This window comes from Paracoccus sanguinis, from assembly GCF_012689545.1.
Classification (GTDB): domain Bacteria; phylum Pseudomonadota; class Alphaproteobacteria; order Rhodobacterales; family Rhodobacteraceae; genus Paracoccus; species Paracoccus panacisoli.
Genome location: NZ_CP051542.1, coordinates 2,946,235 through 2,964,208, shown reverse-complemented (window position 1 = coordinate 2,964,208; position 17,974 = coordinate 2,946,235). Strand labels below are relative to the sequence as shown.

Genomic DNA, 17,974 nt, shown 5'->3' with positions numbered 1-17,974 from the left:
CCCGGCCGCTGCTCGCCCCTCTCGCGCTCTTGCGCGGGCGCATCTTGCCCCACGCCACCGCCACCGCTAGCGTCCCCCCAGCAACCCGCGCCCCGCGACCATCCCCGGAGGACCCGCCTTGACCTTCCTGCGCTCGACCGCGATCACCCTTGCCCTCTCCGCCCTCGGCACCGCGGCGCTTGCCGCCGATCCCGAGCTGACGGTCTTCGACTGGGCCGGCTTCGAAGAGCCGTCGATCTTCCAGGGCTACATCGACAAGCACGGCACGGGTCCGACCTACGCCTTCTACGGCGACGACGACGAGGCCTATCAGAAGCTCGCCTCGGGCTTCAAAGCCGACGTCGCCCACCCGTGCAGCCAGATGGTGTCGAAATACCGCGACGCCGGACTGATCGAGCCGTGGGACACCTCGCGCATCGCGGCCTTCGCCGACATCGACCCGCGCTTCCTCAACTCGCCGGTGTTCAAGGACGACCAGGGCGTGTGGTACATCCCCACCGACTTCGGCTCGACCGCCATCGCCTACAACACCGAGAAGGTGCCGGCCGAGGACGTGGCGACGCTCAACGTCTTCATCAACCCGGCCTATCAGGGCCGCACCACGCTGCCCGACAGCGCCGATGACGTGTGGGCGCTGGCCTATCTGGCCACCGGCGTGACCGACTGGACCCACGTCACCGACGAGCAGTTCCAGAAGGCCGCCGACTGGCTGCGCGAGGCACACAAGAACGTCAGCGCCTACTGGGCCGACCCGGCCGACGAGGCGCAGATGATGGCCTCGGGCGCGGTGGACGTGGCGTGGTCGTGGAACGACGTGCTCGCGCTCCTGCGCAAGGAAAACTACCCGGTCGGCTATCAGCGGGCGGCCAAGGAAGGCTCGTCCACCTTCTTCTGCGGCTTCGTGAACCTGAAGAGCGGTCAGGGCAGCGAGGACAAGATGTATGATTTCATCAACGCCTGGCTCGACCCGTCGTCGGCCAAGGGGCTGCTCGACACGATCGGCTACGGCTCGACCAACGTGAAGGGCCTGGCCACGGTCTCGGACGACCCGCGCGTGAAGGAGCTGGGCGAGACCGGCGGCCCGATCCTCGCCCAGACCCCGAACGACCCCGCGCAGCGCGAAAAGCAACTGGCCGAGTTCGAGAAGATCAAGGCCGGGTTCTGACCCACCCCTGGGGCGCGCTGACGCCCCCCGGCGGGCGGCCGGCGCGCCGCCCCCATCCCGAAGCGATCCGGCGCCGCGGCCCGACCCCGCGGCGCGCCCGACCGAACAGGAGAAGCTGATGAAACGCCGTGTCTTTCTGTCCACCGCCGGCATGGGCAGCGCCGCTGCCATGCTCGCCGCCCCGGCGCTTGCGCAGGGCAAGCCCAGCATCAGCTGGCGCCTGACCTCGAGCTATCCGAAAAGCCTCGAGACGCTGTGGGGGATTTCCGAGCAGGTCGCGCGGCGCGTGTCGGAGATGACCGACGGCGGCTTCCAGATCCAGCCCTTCGCGGCGGGCGAGATCGTCCCCGGCCTGCAGGCCATCGACGCGGTGAGCGACGGGACCGTGGAATGCGCCCATTCGCTCGGCAGCTTCAAGATCGGCACCGACCCGACCTGGGCCTTCGACACCTCGCTGCCCTTCGGGCTCAACACCCGCCAGACCATCGCCTGGCTCTACTACGGCGGCGGGCGCGAGCTGGTGAACGAGTTCGTGGGCAAGTCGAACCTGCGCTCGATCCCGTCGGGCAACACCGGCGCCCAGATGGGCGGCTGGTACCGGAAAGAGATCACCTCGCTCGCCGACCTGCGCGGCCTCAAGCTGCGGATCGCGGGCCTGGGCGGCACCATCCTCCAGCGGCTCGGCGTCGTGCCGCAGCAGATCGCGGGCGGCGACATCTACCCGGCGCTCGAGCGCGGGACCATCGACGCGGCCGAGTTCTCGGGCCCGTTCGACGACGAGAAGCTGGGCTTCCAGAAGGTCGCGCAGCACTACTACTACCCCGGCTGGTGGGAGGGGACGGCGAACGTCGGCCTCTACGTCAACCTCGACAAGTGGAAGGCGCTGCCGGCGCATTACCAGGCCGCGCTCGAGGCGGCGTGCGCCGAGGCGATGACCCATTGCGTGGCCAAGTACGACAACGGCAACCCCGACGCGCTGATGCGGCTGATGGCGCAGGGTGCCCGGGTCCACGCCTTCCCCGACGACGTGCTGGCCGCGGCCTTCGCCGAGTCGCGCAAGCTCTATGACGAGTATGCCGCCTCGAACGAGAGCTTCCGCAAGATCTACGAGAACTGGTCGGCCTACTGGCTCAAGCAGCAGCAGTGGCTGCGTGTGGCCGAGCTGCCCTATGACTTCGTGACCTCGGCCCAGGCCGCCGCGCTGGCGCAGGCGTCGGCCGCGCAGCCGCCGGCCGAAGCGCCCGCTGCTCCCGGTGCGCCCGCCGCCCCGTCCGCGCCTGATGCCGCCGCGGCGCCCGCCGCGCCCGGCGCCCCGGCCAGCAACTGAGACCGTCGGCGGGGGCGTGCGCGTCCCCGCCGCGCCTTCCGGGGGGACCGCGCATGGACAGCGACGAGCAGGAGCGTATCGCCTTCGACCAGCCGGCATTCGCGCGGCTGCTGGGGTTCAAGCTGATCTCGGTCGCGCCCGACGAGGTGGTGGCCGAGATGGCGGTGACGCCCGAGCTCGCCAACCGCAACGGGGTCATGCACGGCGGCGCGATCATGGCGCTGGCCGACAACCTCGGCGGCACCGCGACGATGATCAACCTGCCACCCGGCAAGACCACCACCACGGTCGAGAGCAAGACCAACTTCCTGCGCCCGATCCGCATCGGTGACACCGCGACCGCGCGGGCCGTGCCGCTGCATAAAGGGCGCACGACGATGGTCTGGCAGACGACCATCACCCGACCGGACGGCAAGGCCGCGGCCGTGGTGACGCAGACCCAGCTCGTCATCGAATGGAACGGCTAGCCGGTCAGGCGAGCGGGATCGCGTTCCCCGCCTTGCCCGACTGATAGGCCGCCGAGAGCTCCGCATAGGCATCCGCGATCCGCTGCGCCCGCGCGCGCTGGGCGGGCTGGCGGGCCGGATCGGCGCCCGCGATCACCTCGGCCACCGAGCGGGCGCGCCAATAGGCGTTCTCGCGGCGATAGCCACCCGGGTCGAGCGTGAAGACCTCCTTGAGGATGCGCAGGTCGTGCGGGATGGCGAAGCTGTCGCGACTGTCCTCGTGGGTGAAGAAGTCGAAGAAATTGTCGAACCCCGCCCAGGTGATCGCCGACAGGCACATCGAGCAGGGCTCGTGCGTGGACAGGAAGATGAGCCCGCGCGGATCGGGCGGCTCGGGCAGTTCGTGCAGCGTCTTCAGCAGGTGGACCTCGCCGTGCCAGAGCGGGTTCTCGGTCTCGGCGTTGGTTTCGGCCAGCACCACCGCGCCGTCGGATTTCCGCAGCACCGCGGCACCGAAGATTTTGTTGCCGCGCGCCACGCCCTCGCGCGTCAGCGGCAGAATGTGGATCTCGAGTGCGTCGAGCAGCGCCTCGGCCAGCGCCGTGTCGTCGAGGGGGATGTCGCTGGCGGGCGGGGCGGCGGGCGGGGCGGCGGACGGGGCGCTGGGGGTCATCGGTCATCCCTCTCGTGTGGGTTCAGCCTCAGGGTCACACGGGAGGGTGCGTCGTGGCCACCGCAAAGGCCGGTCGTTCCGCAACGTGGAATGGCGGCGCGCGCCATAGCCGCGCGGTGACTGAACCGTTCCACAATGCGAAACGCGCGGCCGAGGGCCGCGCGTTTGCTCAGTCAAAGGGCTCAGCCGCTCAGCGGGCGCGAAGCTCGCCGGAGACCGGGTCGATCTTTTCCTCAACCTTGGCCCCGGCGGTGGTGTAGTACTCCACCTCCCAATAGCCGTCGTCGTCCCAGCTCACCTCGTCGATATAGGCGAGGTTGGCGCCGGCGCGGGTCTCGATGGCGGTGACGACCTCGGACAGGCGCTTGGCCCCGGCGGGGGGCGGGGTGTCGGCGGCGGCCGCAGCACCGGCGAGCGGCAGGGCGAGGGCGAGGGCCGCAAGGGCGGGCACAAAACGCATGGGACGTCCTTTCCTGGTTGCGCTACCGGAACGCCCTTGCCCGGGGCAAAGGTTCCGTCCCGACGCGCCGCGCCCCGCGTCAGCCCGCCCGGCGCCCCCCCCCCCTGCCGAGGCCCTTGCACGGCGCCCTGCTGCCGCCTATCTTGATCCTCGTTCGGGGCAACCCGGACTATGGACATAAACGCGCAGGTAATAAGCGGATCGGACCCGGGGGCGGTACCCGGCGGCTCCACCATCCATCCCTCGTTGGGGGCGAATGGGGCCGAAACAGGATCGACGAACGTCTAAAGCTGTTTGCTTTGTCTCGGTGAGGTACCACCGTTATCGGTCCGAAAAGTACAGTTGCCAACGACAACCGTGCTCCGGTGGCTCTGGCTGCGTAAGCAGTTCGAGTTATCGAAACCTAAGTCCTTGCGCTTAGCCGCGTAAGGCGGGGCCCCCAGGCGCCTGGCAACAGAAGCCTGGGACTTTCTCCCCCCCCATCGCCAGACCCGTCCGGGCTTCCGCTCGTCCCCCCGCTGTGGCACCAACGCGCCACATCGCAAGGCGGACCTTCATGCTGACCATCCATCACCTGAACGAAAGCCGCTCGCAGCGGGTCATCTGGCTCGCCGAGGAGCTGGGCCTGCCCTACGAGCTGGTCCGCCACCAGCGCGACCCCAAGACGATGCTGGCGCCCGCCTCGCTCAAGGCGCTGCACCCGCTGGGCAAGGCGCCGCTGGTGGTGCACCGCGACCGGGTGCTGGCCGAGACCGGGGCCATCGTCGTGGCGCTCGCCCGCGGCTCGGCGCTGCTGCCCGACGAGGGCACGGACGAGGGCGACGCGGTGCGCTATTGGCTGCATTATGCCGAGGGCTCGGCCATGCCGCCGCTGGTCATGCGGCTGGTGCTGGGCCGCATCCCCGCCTCGGTCCCGTGGCCGCTGCGCCCGGTGGCGCGGGCGATCACGGGCGGGGTCGAGACCGCCTATCTCGGCCCCGAGATGACCCGCCAGCTCGACTGGTGGGAGGCGAGCCTGACCGGCGACGGCTGGTTCGCCGCCGGCCGCTTCACCGCCGCCGACGTGACGATGAGCTTTCCGGTCGAGATGGCGGCCCTGCGCGGCGGGCTGGCAGACCGGCCGGCGACGCGCGGCTGGCTGGACCGCATCCACGCCCGCCCGGCCTATCAGCGCGCACTGGTGGCGGGCGGCCCCTACTCCGGCGCCGGCACCGGCGAGAGGACCGCATGATGACGACCGAGACGCTTGAAACCGGGACCGAGACCGCCGACGCCCTGATCGCCCGCATGGGCGCCGCCGCGCGCGAGGCCGCGGCCGAGCTGGCCGTGGCCAGCCCCGCGCAGAAGGCCGCCGCCCTGACCGGGGCCGCCGCGGCGATCATGGCCGCGCAGGACGACATCCTCGCCGCCAACGCCCACGACCTCGCCCATGCCGAGGACAAGGGCCTCGCGCCCGCCATGATCGACCGGCTGCGGCTCGACCCGGCCCGGATCGCCGCCATCGCTGAGGGGCTGCGTGCGGTCGCCGCCCAGCCCGATCCGGTGGGGCGGGTGCTCGCCGAATGGGACCGGCCCAACGGGCTGCACATCCAGCGCGTGGCGACGCCGCTGGGGGTGCTCGGGGTGATCTACGAAAGCCGCCCGAACGTCACCTCCGATGCGGGCGCGCTGGCGCTCAAGTCCGGCAACGCGGTGATCCTGCGCGGCGGGACGGATTCGCTGCATTCCTCGGCGGCGATCCTCGCGGCCATGGCCGAGGGGTTGCGCGCCGCGGGCCTGCCCGGGACGGCGATCCAGATGGTGCCGACCCGTGACCGCGCCGCGGTGACGGCGATGCTGCGCGCGCAGGGGCTGATCGACGTCATCATCCCGCGCGGCGGCAAGGCGCTGGTCAGCCTCGTGCAATCCGAGGCGCGGGTGCCGGTCTTCGCCCACCTCGAGGGCATCTGCCACGTCTACGCCGACGCCGACGCCGATCTCGACAAGGCGCGCCGGGTGGTGCTGAACGCCAAGACCCGCCGGACCGGCATCTGCGGCGCGGCCGAATGCCTGCTGATCGACCGCGGCTTCTTCGCCCGCCACGGCGACGTGCTGATCCGCGACCTGCTGGAGGCGGGCGTCGAGGTCCGCGCCGAGGGCGAGCTGGCGCAGATCCCCGGCACCACCCCGGCCGCGCCCGACGATTTCGGCCGCGAGTTCCTGGACATGATCATCGCCGCCCGGCTGGTCGACGGCGTCGAGGGCGCCATCGCCCATATCCGCCGGTACGGCAGCCAGCACACCGAGAGCATCCTGACCGAGAACGACGCGACCGCGCAGCGGTTCTTCCAGCGCCTCGACAGCGCGATCCTGATGCGCAACGCCTCGACCCAGTTCGCCGACGGGGGCGAGTTCGGCATGGGGGCCGAGATCGGCATCGCCACCGGCAAGATGCACGCCCGCGGCCCGGTGGGGGCCGAGCAGCTGACGAGCTTCAAGTATCTCGTGACCGGCGACGGGACGGTGCGGGGCTGATCGGGCGCGCCGGGGTCAGAAGCTGATCTCGGCGCCGGTCTCGTCCACCTCCCACGTGACGGGACGGGCGAGTTGCGCGGCCATCCGGCCGAGCAGCGGGAAATGCACCGCCGCCGCCGGGGGCATCGGCTGCATCGGCGCGGCGTCCCCGTCGAGCCAGCGCCACAGGTCGCGGTCGATGCGCATCCGCGTCGCCTCGCCCACCACCCGCCAGCCGGGCGCGGTGCGGCAGATCAGCACCCGCCCGCCCCAGGGCATGGCGCTGTCGAGGCAGAGAAACGACAGCAGCAGCATCCGCGCCTCGGGCCGGGAGAGATCCCCCTGCCCGTTCAGCTCGACCGTGAGCCGTGTGCCCTCGGTCACGTCGCCGAGCAGCTGGGCGATCTCGGGCAGCGCAACGCGCGCATCGGCGGGCGCATGGCCGAAGGCGCTGCGGAAGAACCGCAGCCGCGCCCGCGCTGCCCGCACGCTTTCGGTGATGAGGCTCAGCTCGGGCGAGCGGGCGAGCCCCGACTGGTCGCCCGACATCTCGAGCAGTTCCACCCCGTTGCCGATCGCGCCCAAGGGCGACACGAGGTCGTGGCAGAGCCGGGCGGCGACGAGGCTGGCGAGGTCGGCCTCGGGGACGGTGGCGGCGGTCGCCGCGTTGATGATTGTCGGCGCGGTCATCGTCCGCTAGCCTCTCGGCCCGACGACGAAGGAGCGCCGATGGTCAACGACATCCTCGAGCCCGGAATGCTGGTGCGCCATCCAGGCGCGCCCGAGTGGGGGGTGGGACAGGTCCAGTCGCGGATCGGCGATCGGGTGACGGTCAATTTTCCTGAGGCAGGCAAACAGGTTCTGGACGGTCGGCGGGTGGTGCTGGAATTGGTCATCATTTCAACAGTTACGGATCAATCACGTTAATGTGGACGTGCAACCCTAAGGTGTGTCAAGCGGAAATCCGCCGATCCCCGACGTTGGTCCGGCGGGTTGCCGCGCAACCACAACGGGCAGCTGCGGGGCGCGCGTGGTGACCCGGGCGCCGAATTGGCTTGAAACGCGGCTTGCCACCAGCGAGGCCGACCTGCGCGGGGCGCAGCGCCTGCGCTATCGCGTGTTCGTCGAGGAGCTGGGCGGCGACGGGCCGCTGGTCGATCACGCCGCGCGGCTCGAGCGGGATGACTTGGATCCGGTCGTCGATCACCTGATTCTCGTCGACACCCGCCGCGACCCGGCCGAGGGCGATCACGTCGTCGGCGTCTACCGCCTGCTGCGCGGCGAGGTGGCGGAGGGCTTCGGCCGCTTCTACTGCGACGAGGAATACGATCTCGCCCCGCTGCGCGCCTCGGGGCGGCGGCTGGTCGAGCTGGGGCGGTCCTGCGTGGCCGACGAGTTCCGCGGCGGGATCGGGATGTTCCTGCTGTGGAACGCGCTGGCCGACTATGTGCTCGGCCACGGGATCGAGATCCTGTTCGGCGTCGCGAGCTTTCACGGCACCGACGTCGAGGCGCTCGCCCCGGCGCTGGCGTGGCTGCATCACCACCACCTCGCCCCGCCCGAGCTGCGGGCCACGGCGCGGCCGCCGAATGCCACGCGCATGGACCTGATCCCCGCGGCCGGGCTGGACCGGAAGGCGGCGATGACGGCGATGCCGGCGCTGATCAAGGCCTATCTGCGGCTCGGCGGGGTGGTCGGCGAGGGCGCGTGGATCGACCATGCGTTCAACACCACCGACGTGTTCCTGCTGATGGACACCGCCGCCATGTCGGACCGGCACCGCAGCTTCTATCAGGACCGCCGGCGCGAGGAATGAGGTCGCCCGAGCGCGCCCCCTCCCCCGCCGGCACGGCCTCCCGCGCGCGCCCGGAGCGCGGCACCGATGCGACATGGCGCGGCGCAGCTCCACCGCCGCTGCCCCGGCCCGGGCCGCTCGGCTGGGCGCTGGCCGCGGTGCGGCTGGTCGCGGTGCTGCTGGTGCTGGGGCCGGGGGTCGTGCTGATCCTACCGCTGCGCGCGGTCGAGCGGTTGGTCGCCGGCCCGCGGCGGCCGGTCACCGGGCCGTGGGTGCAGGGCGTCTGCCGGCTGACGCTCTGGTGCCTCGGGATCGGCTGGCGGCGGGTCGGGGCGCCGATGCGCGGCCCCGGCGCAATGGTCGCGAACCACTCGAGCTGGCTCGACATCCTCGTGCTGAACGCCGCGGCGCCGCTGTTCTTCGTGTCCAAGGCCGAGGTCGCGGGCTGGCCCGGGATCAACATCCTGACCCGGGTGACGAACACCCATTTCGTCACCCGCGACCCCCGCCTCGCCCGCCAGCAGGCAGCCGAGTTCGCCGCCCGCACCCAGGCCGGGCACCGGCTGCTGTTCTTCCCCGAGGGCACCTCGACCGACGGGCGGCGGGTGCTGCCGTTCAAGCCGACGCTGTTCCAGGCCTTCCTCGATCCCGACCTGCCGGCGGGGCTGGCGATCCAGCCGGTCAGCGCCGCCTATGCGGCACCGCCGGGGCGCGACCCCGCGTTCTACGGCTGGTGGGGGGACATGGCGCTGGGGCCGCATCTGCTGGCCGTGCTGGCCCAGCCGCGGCAGGGGCACGTGACGGTGACGCTGCACCCGCCGATCCCGGTCGCGGGGCATGACCGCAAGAGCCTCGCCGCGGCCGCCGAGGCGGCGGTGCGCCGCGCGGCCCCGGCCGCCTAGAGCGGCCAGAGCAGCGGGATCATCAGGCAGGCCACCACGCCGGTCACGATGTCGAGCGGGATGCCGAGCCGCATGAAGTCGGTGAACTTGTAGCCCCCCGGCCCGTAAACCATCATGTGCGTCTGATAGCCGATCGGGGTCGCAAAGGCGACCGAGGCCGAGAACATCACCGCCACCACATAGGCCCGCGGATCGTGGTTGAGCTGCTGGGCCAGCTCGATGGCGATGGGGGTCAGGATCACCGCCACGGCGTTGTTCGAGAGCAGCTCTGTCAGGATCAGCCCGAGGAAATACACCGTCACCAGCGTCCAGAACGGCGAATGCCCCGCCAGCAGCGGCGAGATCTGGTCCACGATCAGCTTGACCGCGCCAGTCGAATCGAGCGCCTCGCCGATCGCTAGCATGGCGAAGATCATGGCGAGCAGCCGCGCCTCGACGAAGCCGAAGGCCTCGTCGGGATCGACGCAGCCGCTGATGAGAATGATCGAGGCGGCGAGGAACGACAGCGCCATGATCGGCGCCACGTCGAAGGCGGCCAGCACCACCACGCCCAGAAGGCAGGCGGTGGCGATGGGCGCGTGCTTGCGGCGGAACGGCTTGGTGGTCGGGTGGCTCACGTCCACGAGGTCCATGTCGGCGGCAAGGCGCGCGATGTCCTCGGGCGCGCCCTCGAGGATCAGCGTGTCGCCGACCCGCACCTCGAGGTCGTCGAGCTGGCGGCCGATGTTCTGGTTCCGGCGATGCGCGGCGATGGCGTAGACGCCGTAGCGGCGGCGCAGGCGCAGATCGCCCAGCCGGCGGCCGATCATCCGGGCGCCGGGCGAGATCAGCACCTCGACCGTCTCGGTCTGCACCGAACTCAGCTTGTCGAGCGCGCGCAGGTCCTTGTTCTGCTGCATCTCGAGCAGGTCGGCCATCTCGGACCGGATCACCACCCGGTCGCCGGGCTCGAGCACCACGTTGGCCATGTCGCGGCGCAGCGAGGCGTCGCCGCGCAGGACGTCGATCACCCGCACCGCCTCGCGCTTGAACATCTTCACCTCGTTGACGTTCATCCCGACGATGCCGCTGTCGGCGGGGATGGCGACCTCGGTGAAGTACTTCATCTGCGCCCGGTCGGTCAGGAACGACGCCATCGAGCCGCGGTCGGGCAGGAGCCGCCAGCCGACCAGCGCGATGAAGGCACCCCCGGCGAGGGTCACCGCCATGCCCACCGGGGCGATGTCGAAGATGCCGAACGGCTCCATCCCCTTCGAGCGCACGACCCCGTCCACGAGCAGGTTGGTCGAGGTGCCGATGAGGGTGATCATCCCCCCCATCACGGTGAAATAGCTCAGCGGCATCAACAGCTTCGAGGCCGAGATGCCGGCCCGCTTGGCGACCTGGATGACGATCGGGATCATCACCGCGACCACCGGCGTGTTGTTCATGATCGCCGAGGCGAGGGAGACGAAGACGAACATCGCCGCGATCGTGGCGATGGGCCGCTCTCCTGCCCGGGCCGCGACCATCCGGCTGACCTGGTCGAGCGCCCCGGTCCGAAGCAGGCCGCCCATGATGATAAACATGAAGGCGATGGTCCAGGGCGCGTTGTTCGACAGGACCTCCGTCGCGTCCTTGAGCGGCACCAGGCCCAGGACGAGCATCAGCGCGGCGGTGCCGAGCGCGATGACCTCGGGCGGCTTGTCCTCGCGGATGAAGAGCACGAACATCACGGCGACGATGACCAGCGTGGTGATCGCCGCGGTCTGCCCGCCGAGCGCTATCCCGAACATCGACGCCTCTTGACCTTGGCCCGCGCGCGGGCGGTTCGGCGCAGGGTTGCCTCATGTCGCCCCGGCCCGCAAGCGCGGGGCGCGTGCCCGCGACGCCGGGTCAGCGCGGCGCGTGGCCGCGGCGCCGCGCGGGTGGCAAGGCCGGGCCGCCTCCGGCGGGGATATTTGGGTCCAGCCCGAGGTGGGGGGTGGTGTGCTCAGGGGGGCGGGGGCGCCGCGCACGGTCTGGCGGTCGGCGGGTGCCCGCGGGGGCAGCCGTGCGCCGGACGGGGCGCCGCTCAGGCCGCGGGGGTGGGGCTCAGGCGTCCGCCCTCGCGCACCGGCTCGACCGACTGCGCGAGGCCGGTGCGGTCGTCGGTGACCACCAGCACGCCCGAGAGCGTGGCCTCGCCCTCGGCCGGGACGAAGCGGCCCTGCGCCATGCCGGTCAGGAAGCGCCGCATCGGCTCGTCCTTCTGCATCCCGATGATGCTGTCGTAGTCGCCGCACATACCGGCGTCGGACTGATAGGCCGTGCCGCGCCCGAGCACGGTCGTGTCGGCGGTCGGCACATGGGTGTGGGTGCCGACGACGAGGCTCGCCCGGCCGTCGCACCAGTGGCCCATCGCCATCTTCTCGCTGGTCGCTTCGGCGTGGAAATCCACCACCGCGGCCTGCACCCCGCCGCCGAGGACATGGGTGCGCAGCACCGCATCGACGGCGCTGAACGGGTCGTCGAAGGGCCGCTTCATGAACACCTGCCCGAGCGCCTGGGTCACCAGCACCTTGCGCCCGCGCCGGTCGGCATAGACCCGCGCCCCGCGGCCCGGCGCCTCGCGCGCGAAGTTGAGCGGCCGCAGGATGCGCGGCTCGCTGTCGATGAAGGCCATCATGTCCTTCTGGTCGAAGGCGTGGTCGCCCAGCGTCACCACGTCGGCCCCCGCCTCGAGCAGCAGTTTCGCGTGCGGCGCGGTCAGGCCCATCCCGCCCGAGGCGTTCTCGCCGTTCACGATGGTGAAGTCGGCCCTGAGCCGCGCCTTGAGCGGCTCGAGCCGCTCGGCGATGGCCCGCCGCCCGGCCCGGCCCATGACATCGCCGAGAAACAAGATCCGCATGGAGGCTCGCTAGCCGGTTCCGGCCCGCTTCTCAAGCCCGCGGGCCGCGGGCGGCGCGCGGTGCGTCATCCCCGATGGCGCCTGCCGACGCCGCGGGCTAGAGAGCGGCCATGCGCGCGCCCGACACCCAGACCGACTCGCCCCGGGGCCTGGCACTCGCCATTGCCACCTATCTCATCTGGGGGTTCCTGCCCCTCTACATGCGCGAGATGGCGCATATCCCGGCGACCGAGATCATCGCCCACCGGGTGCTCTGGTCGCTGCCCATCGCGGCGGCGGTGCTGGCGGTCAAGGGCGGGCTCGGGACGGTCGTCGGCACCCTGCGCCAGCCGCGGCTGGTGCGGATGGCGGCGCTGACGGCGGTGCTGATCTCGATCAACTGGCTGATCTACGTCTGGGCGGTGACCCATGACCGGGCGCTGCAGGCGGCGCTCGGCTATTACATCAACCCGCTGTTCTCGATCGCGCTCGGCGCCGCGCTTTTGGGCGAGCGGCTGACGCGGGCGCAGCTTGCGGCCATCTCGCTCGCGGTGATCGCGGTGCTGCTGCTCACGTTCTCGGCCGGCGGGCTGCCGCTGGTGGCGATCGGCCTGACGCTGAGCTGGGGGATCTACGCCTATTGCAAGCGCAGCCTGCCCCTGCCCGCCAACGAGGGGTTCACGGTCGAGGTGCTGATCCTGTCGCTGCCGGCGCTGGCCTATGTGCTGTGGCTCGCGGCGCGCGGCGAAGGGCATTTCGGCGCCAACTGGCACGACACGCTGATGCTGATCGGCAGCGGCGCGATCACCGCCGTGCCGCTGATGCTTTACGCCAACGCGGCCAAGCTGATCCGGCTGTCCACGATCGGGGTGCTGCAGTACATCGCGCCGACGATGGTGTTCCTGACGGCGGTGCTGGTCTTCCACGAGCCGTTCACCGGCGTCAGCCGCATCGCATTCCCGCTGATCTGGGCGGCGCTCGCCATCTACACCGCGACGCTGATCCGGCGCCGGCGGCGCAACGACGGGATGCGCTGACGGCTCAGCCCGGCGGGTCGATCAGGCGCAGCGCCCCGTCCGGCAGCGGGCGCTGCAGGTGGCGCGCCTCGGCCCAGTCGGCCCCCATCCAGGCCTGCCAGTCCGCGGGCGTGGTCAGGATCGCCGGCATCGCCTTGGGGTGCACGGCGGCGACCTCGGCGTTCGGGGCGGTGGTGAGGAAGGCGAAGAGGTCGTCCACCGTCTCGCCGTCCCGGACCTTGCGCAGCGAGCGCCAGCCGCGGGTCTCGATCCCGGCGAAGAACGCCGGCCGGTCGTCGGAGAGGGCGAACCACTGGTTGCCCCGGCCGGCGCCGGATGGCTCGGCAAAGGCGGTCAGCGGCACGAGGCAGCGATGCGCGGGGCCGAGCCATCGGCGCCAGTGGGGGGAGGCGGTGTTGCGGATGTTCGTGACGCCGGGATCGCGGGCGGTGCGCAGATACTGCGGCGGTGACGGCATCCCCCAGCGGGCGAGCGCCAGCGCCAGCCCCCATCCGCCGCGCGGCGAATGATCGGGGCGCGCTGGTCGGGGTAAAAATCCGCAGGGGCGAGGTTCACGCCGCGGTCGTCGAGCCCGGCAAAGAGCTGGCGCATCGCCTCTTGCGGGCGGCGGTGGGTGTAGAGGTTGCACATCCGGCGCGGCCTCCCTGGCCCGGTGCGGGGTGGCGGCATGGTGGGCGGTGAGGGGCTCGAACCCCCGACATCTTCGGTGTAAACGAAGCGCTCTACCAACTGAGCTAACCGCCCGCGCCGCCGCTTATGCGGCGCCAAGCTGGTGCGCGCAAGCGCGCAGGGCGGCGCCCGTTCGGCAAGGGCGATTGCCGGGCGTCGGGAAAGCCCTATGCTTGGCCCTCCAGCCGCCCCGGATGGTTCGCCGATGCCGCCCACGACCACCAGCTACCGCACCATCAAGGCCGACCTCCTGACCCGCATCCAGGCCGGCGAGTTCCCGCCCGGCCCTGCCCGACGAGATCGACCTGGCCGAGCGCTTCGGCGTCGCCCGCACCACCGTGGCCAGTGCGGCGAGGCGGTGTTGCGGATGTTCGTCACCCCGGGATCGCGGGCGGTGCGCAGATACTGCGTGGATGGGTCAAGCTTAGCTAGCGACGTTGAGCGGCAAATTCTGGTGTGCGGGCGCATACGCCGGACCGAAGGCCGTCTTCCAAGCTGAAAACTGCCGAGCGACTGGTATTGACGTCGCGGCGAATAGCCGAATTGCATAAGCGGCTTCGCGAGCGACCGGCCGTTCCTTGATCGATCCATGGCGATCCGCCCGTGAGTCGTGATCGCGAGCCGGAGAGTGTCCCTGACTGACGCCAACGGGGGCGGCCCTGCCCCGTTTTCGCCAGTTCGTTAGCCGAGAGAAATATGCCAGCGGGGGGCGGAACCGGCGTGCCGGCGAAATACTGACCTGCACGCTGTACTGCGGACGAGCCTCAGTGACCGCCGCAGGGTCGTGCAATTCTATCTCAGGACCAGCGGGCAGCCACCCGTTGAACTGACCCTCGCGAGTGACGCACGCGGACGCCGACACTCCAAAGCTGGTTTGATCAACGACCCTGGCAAGCTCACCACGCCAAGAACACCGGCCACGGACCGCTCTTAGCCCCCTTCAAGGATCAGCGTAGTCTCCCTCACCCAGCGCAGATTTGCTGCAACTGCACCCACTCTCCCCCGCTCATCAGCGGCTCTTGCGGCGCGGTGGTGCGGAAGGGGTCGGCCTCGATCAGGGTGAGGACCGTCTCGCCGCTCGGGTCCAGCGAGCGGGCGTAGGGCTGGCTGGAAACGCCGGCGGTCTCCAGCCGGGACAGCAGCGCCTCGTCATCGGGGCGAGGCGCGGGGGCGAGGAGGCGCGCTGCGCCCTGACCGGCGACCGCCGCCTCGGGCAGCGCGCCGGTGACCAGCATCTCGACGGCCGCGCGAAGCCCGGCGGCTTGGATAACCTCGCCGAGCGGATCGAACGCCGCCGCGGCGACGTCGGCGGCGAGGACGTGGCCGGCCGCCACCTCGGGCCCCGGGGCGCCGGCGATCATGTCGTCGCCGATCACCACTATCCGTCCCGGCAGTGCCCGGGCGCCGCGCAGGGTGGCGGGCAGAACGACGATCCGCCCGCCCGGCCCGAGCAGCCGCGCCGACAGACGGTCGAGCACGGCCGCGCCGGCCGCCCGGTCGCAGGGCTGACCGGCGGTCCGGCTCATGTCGGACAAAAGCTCCATCCCGACCGCGGTGCGTTGGGCGGGCGGCGCGATCCGGGCGGCGTGGGCCATGACGGCGCCGGGCAGCCAGATGACCGCCGCCAGCGCCAGTGCCCCGAGGGTGGACCAGATCAATGCGCCGCGCAGCCGTCCGGGGCGTGGGCGGCTGGCGAGGATCGCGGTGTGGACGCGCTCTATCGCTTCGACCATCAGACGGTCGTCGATCTCGACCACCTCGTCCTGCGCGGCGTCGCCGGGGGCGAAGATGGCGGGCATCTGGCCGGGGTTGAGGCGGGTGACGGCGGGCAGTGACCAGTGCGACAGCGGCTCTTCCGAGCGCGGATCGCGCAGGATCAGCGAGGCGTCGCCGAAGGAGACGACGATGTCGCGCAGCCGGGCGCCGGGCGCGGCCCTCCAGACACCCGGCGCCTCGAGCCGCTCGAACTGGGTCAGTGCGGTCACGTTGCGGGCACGCCCCTGCTGCAGATTGACTGAAACGATTGTGGCGATCCTGATCGTCGCGTCCAGTCCCCGCGCGAACGGGGGGCTGCGGCAGACAGCATCGGACGTGCGGCGAGCCCCGACCCCGCGTCTGGCTCACCGCCGCGCGTAGGCGTCGCGGAACCCGGCGCGGCGGACGCGGTCGAGCGCGCGCACCACGGCCTCGCGGCCGGTCAGCGGGCCGACCATGATGAGCTGCGTCTGTCCCTGCAGCGAACGGGCGACGGGGAGGCCGAGGTCGGAGACACGCCGCGCGGTGCGGGCTGCGTTCCCAGCGTCGCGGAAGGCGCCGATCTGGACGTAGCGCGCGCCGGGGGGAATCATCGGCTCGGCCCCATGCCGCACCGCGGTCGTCGTGCGTCGCTCGGTGGCCGCGCGGGGGGATGCCGTGGCCGGTTGGCGCGGCGCTTTCGGCGTGGCGGCGGACCGGGACGGTCTGGCGCCGCGCGCGGCCAGAGGGGGCGCAGAGGCGGCGGTGGCAACCCTCGCCCGGCTTGGTGCGGGCGTCCCGGGGCGGGCTTGTGGCGACAGGCTGACCGACGCAGGGCCGCAGAAGCCGAGCGCGGTGGCGCCGCCGATGCCGGGCTGCGGGGCGGCGGCGGCGCCGGTGAGGGCGCAAAGCCGTGCGTGGCGGCGCGATGGGTCCGGCGCGGTCACGACGCTCGCCTCGCGCACGAGGGCCGAGAGGCCGAGGGGGTCGGCGGGCTTGGCGGGGCCGGGGGAGGGCGCCACCACGGGGCCGCCGTTTTCGGGCGAGCCTTTCGGATCGGTCGCCACGGTGGCGGCCGGGGGTTGGTTGTCCACGGCCGCCACGCTCGGCGCATCGCCCGCCGCCGATGACGCCAGCGGGTGCGGCGCGGCGGGCGGGGTCACCAGTTCGCCCTCGATGAGGTTGGGGACGATGGTTTCCGTCAAGACGCGCTCGATCCGCTGGGCGCGGGGCTCCTCGGGTGGCGCGAAGAGCGTCGGAGGGCGGTCAGGATCGGTGCGGCGGGCCGAGAGCGTGGGCGGATAGCCGCAGATCGCCGAGCCGTCGCGGGCGATGCGCGCGGCCCAGCCCCCACCGGCCCGCACGAAGACGCAGCCTTGCGAATCAATGTATTGCGCCGCGGTGAAGCCGGGGGGCGGGACTTCGGCGGGGGCGCGGTCGGCGAGCTCCTCGGGCGGGATGTCGGGGCTGCGCAGCGGGCCTTCGGGCACGGTCACGACCCGCTCGGCCGCGGGTTCGGCGGCGGCGTGTTCGCCCGCGGCGGGCGCGGCGTCGTGGGCGCCGCCGGCTGCGTGGACGGGCGGGGGCAGCGCCAGCAGGGCCACTGCGGCGAGGACCGCCAGGGCGGAAAAACCGGTGATGCGCATCGCCACTCCCACAGCCGAATCGCCGTTCGGGCAGGATTACGCCCGGCGCGCTAAGGCCGGGTTAACGCAGCCCTATTTCGTGCCGAACATCCGGTCGCCGGCATCGCCCAGGCCCGGCACGATGTAGCCGTGATCGTCGAGCCGCTCGTCCAGCGCGGCAGTCACGATGGGCACGTCGGGATGCGCCTCGGCCATCCGCGCCACCCCTTCGGGAGAGGCCAGAAGGCACAGAAATCTAAGGTTTTTCGCGCCTTGCGCCTTGAGCAGGTCGATGGCGGCGACGGAGGAGTTACCGGTGGCCAGCATCGGGTCCACGACGATCACCATGCGCGCGTCGAGCGCGTTCGGCACCTTGGAATAATACTGCACCGGCTGCAGCGTCTCGGGGTCGCGGTAGAGGCCGATGAAGCCCACGCGGGCGGCGGGAATCAGCTCCAGAATCCCGTCCATCAGCCCGTTCCCGGCCCGCAGGATCGAGATCAGCGCCAGTTTTTTCCCTTCCAGAAGAGGGGCTTGCATGGTGCAGAGCGGGGTCTCGATGGTGGTCGTCGTCAGTTCCAGCTCGCGCGTCACCTCGTAGGCGAGCAGGAGCGAGATTTCGCGCAGCAGGCGGCGGAAGCTGGCGGTCGAGGTCGCCTTGTCGCGCATCAGGGTCAGCTTGTGCTGGACCAGCGGGTGGGTGACGACGGTGATATGTTGGGTGCTCATGGGGGCCTCGGCAGCGGTGTGAAAACGGTCTGATGTTCGTGCAAGGTTCATGCAGCGTTCATGCACAGTTC

18 protein-coding genes, 1 tRNA gene and 1 other RNA gene are annotated in these 17,974 nt (G+C 71.4%); 10 read left to right on the top strand and 10 right to left on the bottom strand.

Annotated features, from left to right (window positions below; translation table 11 throughout):
• Positions 1-118: 118 nt before the first annotated feature.
• The 3 genes from HGN31_RS14185 to HGN31_RS14175 all read left to right on the top strand — a co-directional run bounded on the left by HGN31_RS14185 (position 119) and on the right by HGN31_RS14175 (position 2,959).
• The gene (locus tag HGN31_RS14185) at positions 119-1,165 is read left to right on the top strand and encodes an ABC transporter substrate-binding protein (RefSeq protein WP_139305881.1); all 1,047 of its coding nucleotides are present in this window, start codon (positions 119-121) and stop codon (positions 1,163-1,165) included.
• A gap of 118 nt (positions 1,166-1,283) precedes the next feature.
• On the top strand, positions 1,284-2,492 hold the full coding sequence (locus tag HGN31_RS14180) for a TRAP transporter substrate-binding protein (protein ID WP_168783623.1): 1,209 nt from the start codon (positions 1,284-1,286) through the stop codon (positions 2,490-2,492).
• 53 nt (positions 2,493-2,545) lie between these two features.
• Positions 2,546-2,959: a PaaI family thioesterase gene (locus HGN31_RS14175; RefSeq protein WP_168783622.1), complete on the top strand. Its 414-nt coding sequence runs from the start codon at positions 2,546-2,548 to the stop codon at positions 2,957-2,959.
• Positions 2,960-2,963: 4 nt separating this feature from the next.
• On the opposite strand, the gene HGN31_RS14170 is transcribed toward HGN31_RS14175, so the two are convergent.
• Positions 2,964-3,611, bottom strand: a complete 648-nt coding sequence (locus HGN31_RS14170) for a tRNA-specific adenosine deaminase (protein ID WP_168783621.1) — start codon at positions 3,609-3,611, stop codon at positions 2,964-2,966.
• 190 nt (positions 3,612-3,801) lie between these two features.
• A complete protein-coding gene (locus HGN31_RS14165) occupies positions 3,802-4,071 on the bottom strand; it encodes a PepSY domain-containing protein (RefSeq protein WP_036702569.1) in 270 nt (89 codons plus the stop codon).
• A 112-nt stretch (positions 4,072-4,183) separates the two neighbouring features.
• On the opposite strand from HGN31_RS14165, the gene ssrA reads away from it, so the two are divergent.
• The 3 genes from ssrA (at position 4,184) to HGN31_RS14150 (ending at position 6,585) form a co-directional block, all read left to right on the top strand.
• Positions 4,184-4,540: a transfer-messenger RNA gene (gene ssrA / locus HGN31_RS14160) on the top strand.
• Positions 4,541-4,627: 87 nt separating this feature from the next.
• Positions 4,628-5,302, top strand: a complete 675-nt coding sequence (locus HGN31_RS14155) for a glutathione S-transferase (RefSeq protein ID WP_168783620.1) — start codon at positions 4,628-4,630, stop codon at positions 5,300-5,302.
• A complete protein-coding gene (locus tag HGN31_RS14150; RefSeq protein WP_168783619.1) occupies positions 5,302-6,585 on the top strand; it encodes a glutamate-5-semialdehyde dehydrogenase in 1,284 nt (427 codons plus the stop codon). The genes HGN31_RS14155 and HGN31_RS14150 overlap by 1 nt, the downstream gene beginning before the upstream one ends.
• Before the next feature lie 15 nt (positions 6,586-6,600).
• Here the strand turns inward: HGN31_RS14150 and HGN31_RS14145 are convergent, their stop codons facing one another.
• Positions 6,601-7,254: a histidine phosphotransferase family protein gene (locus tag HGN31_RS14145; protein WP_168783618.1), complete on the bottom strand. Its 654-nt coding sequence runs from the start codon at positions 7,252-7,254 to the stop codon at positions 6,601-6,603.
• Positions 7,255-7,293: 39 nt separating this feature from the next.
• Here HGN31_RS14145 and HGN31_RS14140 point away from each other — a divergent pair, with 39 nt between their 5' ends.
• The 3 genes from HGN31_RS14140 to olsA all read left to right on the top strand — a co-directional run bounded on the left by HGN31_RS14140 (position 7,294) and on the right by olsA (position 9,261).
• The gene (locus HGN31_RS14140; protein ID WP_036702566.1) at positions 7,294-7,491 is read left to right on the top strand and encodes a DUF3553 domain-containing protein; all 198 of its coding nucleotides are present in this window, start codon (positions 7,294-7,296) and stop codon (positions 7,489-7,491) included.
• A 106-nt stretch (positions 7,492-7,597) separates the two neighbouring features.
• Positions 7,598-8,380, top strand: coding sequence for an L-ornithine N(alpha)-acyltransferase (gene olsB / locus HGN31_RS14135; protein WP_168783617.1), 783 nt, complete (start codon positions 7,598-7,600; stop codon positions 8,378-8,380).
• Positions 8,377-9,261 carry a lyso-ornithine lipid O-acyltransferase gene (gene olsA / locus HGN31_RS14130; RefSeq protein WP_168783616.1) on the top strand — a complete coding sequence of 295 codons (885 nt, stop codon included), beginning with the start codon at positions 8,377-8,379 and terminating at the stop codon, positions 9,259-9,261. Before olsB ends, olsA begins: the two co-directional genes overlap by 4 nt.
• Here the strand turns inward: olsA and HGN31_RS14125 are convergent.
• Positions 9,258-11,036 (bottom strand): SLC13 family permease, encoded by a 1,779-nt coding sequence (locus tag HGN31_RS14125; RefSeq protein WP_168783615.1) that lies wholly within the window; start codon positions 11,034-11,036, stop codon positions 9,258-9,260. The two genes, olsA and HGN31_RS14125, sit on opposite strands and share 4 nt — an antisense overlap.
• A gap of 278 nt (positions 11,037-11,314) precedes the next feature.
• Positions 11,315-12,130, bottom strand: coding sequence for a TIGR00282 family metallophosphoesterase (locus HGN31_RS14120; protein ID WP_168783614.1), 816 nt, complete (start codon positions 12,128-12,130; stop codon positions 11,315-11,317).
• Positions 12,131-12,240: 110 nt separating this feature from the next.
• Here HGN31_RS14120 and rarD point away from each other — a divergent pair, with 110 nt between their 5' ends.
• A complete protein-coding gene (gene rarD / locus HGN31_RS14115) occupies positions 12,241-13,146 on the top strand; it encodes an EamA family transporter RarD (protein WP_036702563.1) in 906 nt (301 codons plus the stop codon).
• Between the two features lie 4 nt (positions 13,147-13,150).
• On the opposite strand, the gene HGN31_RS14110 is transcribed toward rarD, so the two are convergent.
• The 5 genes from HGN31_RS14110 to upp form a co-directional block, all read right to left on the bottom strand.
• Positions 13,151-13,603, bottom strand: a complete 453-nt coding sequence (locus HGN31_RS14110) for an SOS response-associated peptidase family protein (protein WP_168783613.1) — start codon at positions 13,601-13,603, stop codon at positions 13,151-13,153.
• 211 nt (positions 13,604-13,814) lie between these two features.
• A tRNA-Val gene (locus tag HGN31_RS14105) sits at positions 13,815-13,890 on the bottom strand.
• Positions 13,891-14,777: 887 nt separating this feature from the next.
• The gene (locus tag HGN31_RS14100; protein ID WP_168783612.1) at positions 14,778-15,800 is read right to left on the bottom strand and encodes a hypothetical protein; all 1,023 of its coding nucleotides are present in this window, start codon (positions 15,798-15,800) and stop codon (positions 14,778-14,780) included.
• Positions 15,801-15,935: 135 nt separating this feature from the next.
• On the bottom strand, positions 15,936-17,195 hold the full coding sequence (locus HGN31_RS14095) for an SPOR domain-containing protein (protein ID WP_168783611.1): 1,260 nt from the start codon (positions 17,193-17,195) through the stop codon (positions 15,936-15,938).
• 72 nt (positions 17,196-17,267) lie between these two features.
• A complete protein-coding gene (gene upp, locus HGN31_RS14090; protein ID WP_168783610.1) occupies positions 17,268-17,903 on the bottom strand; it encodes a uracil phosphoribosyltransferase in 636 nt (211 codons plus the stop codon).
• Positions 17,904-17,974: the final 71 nt, after the last annotated feature.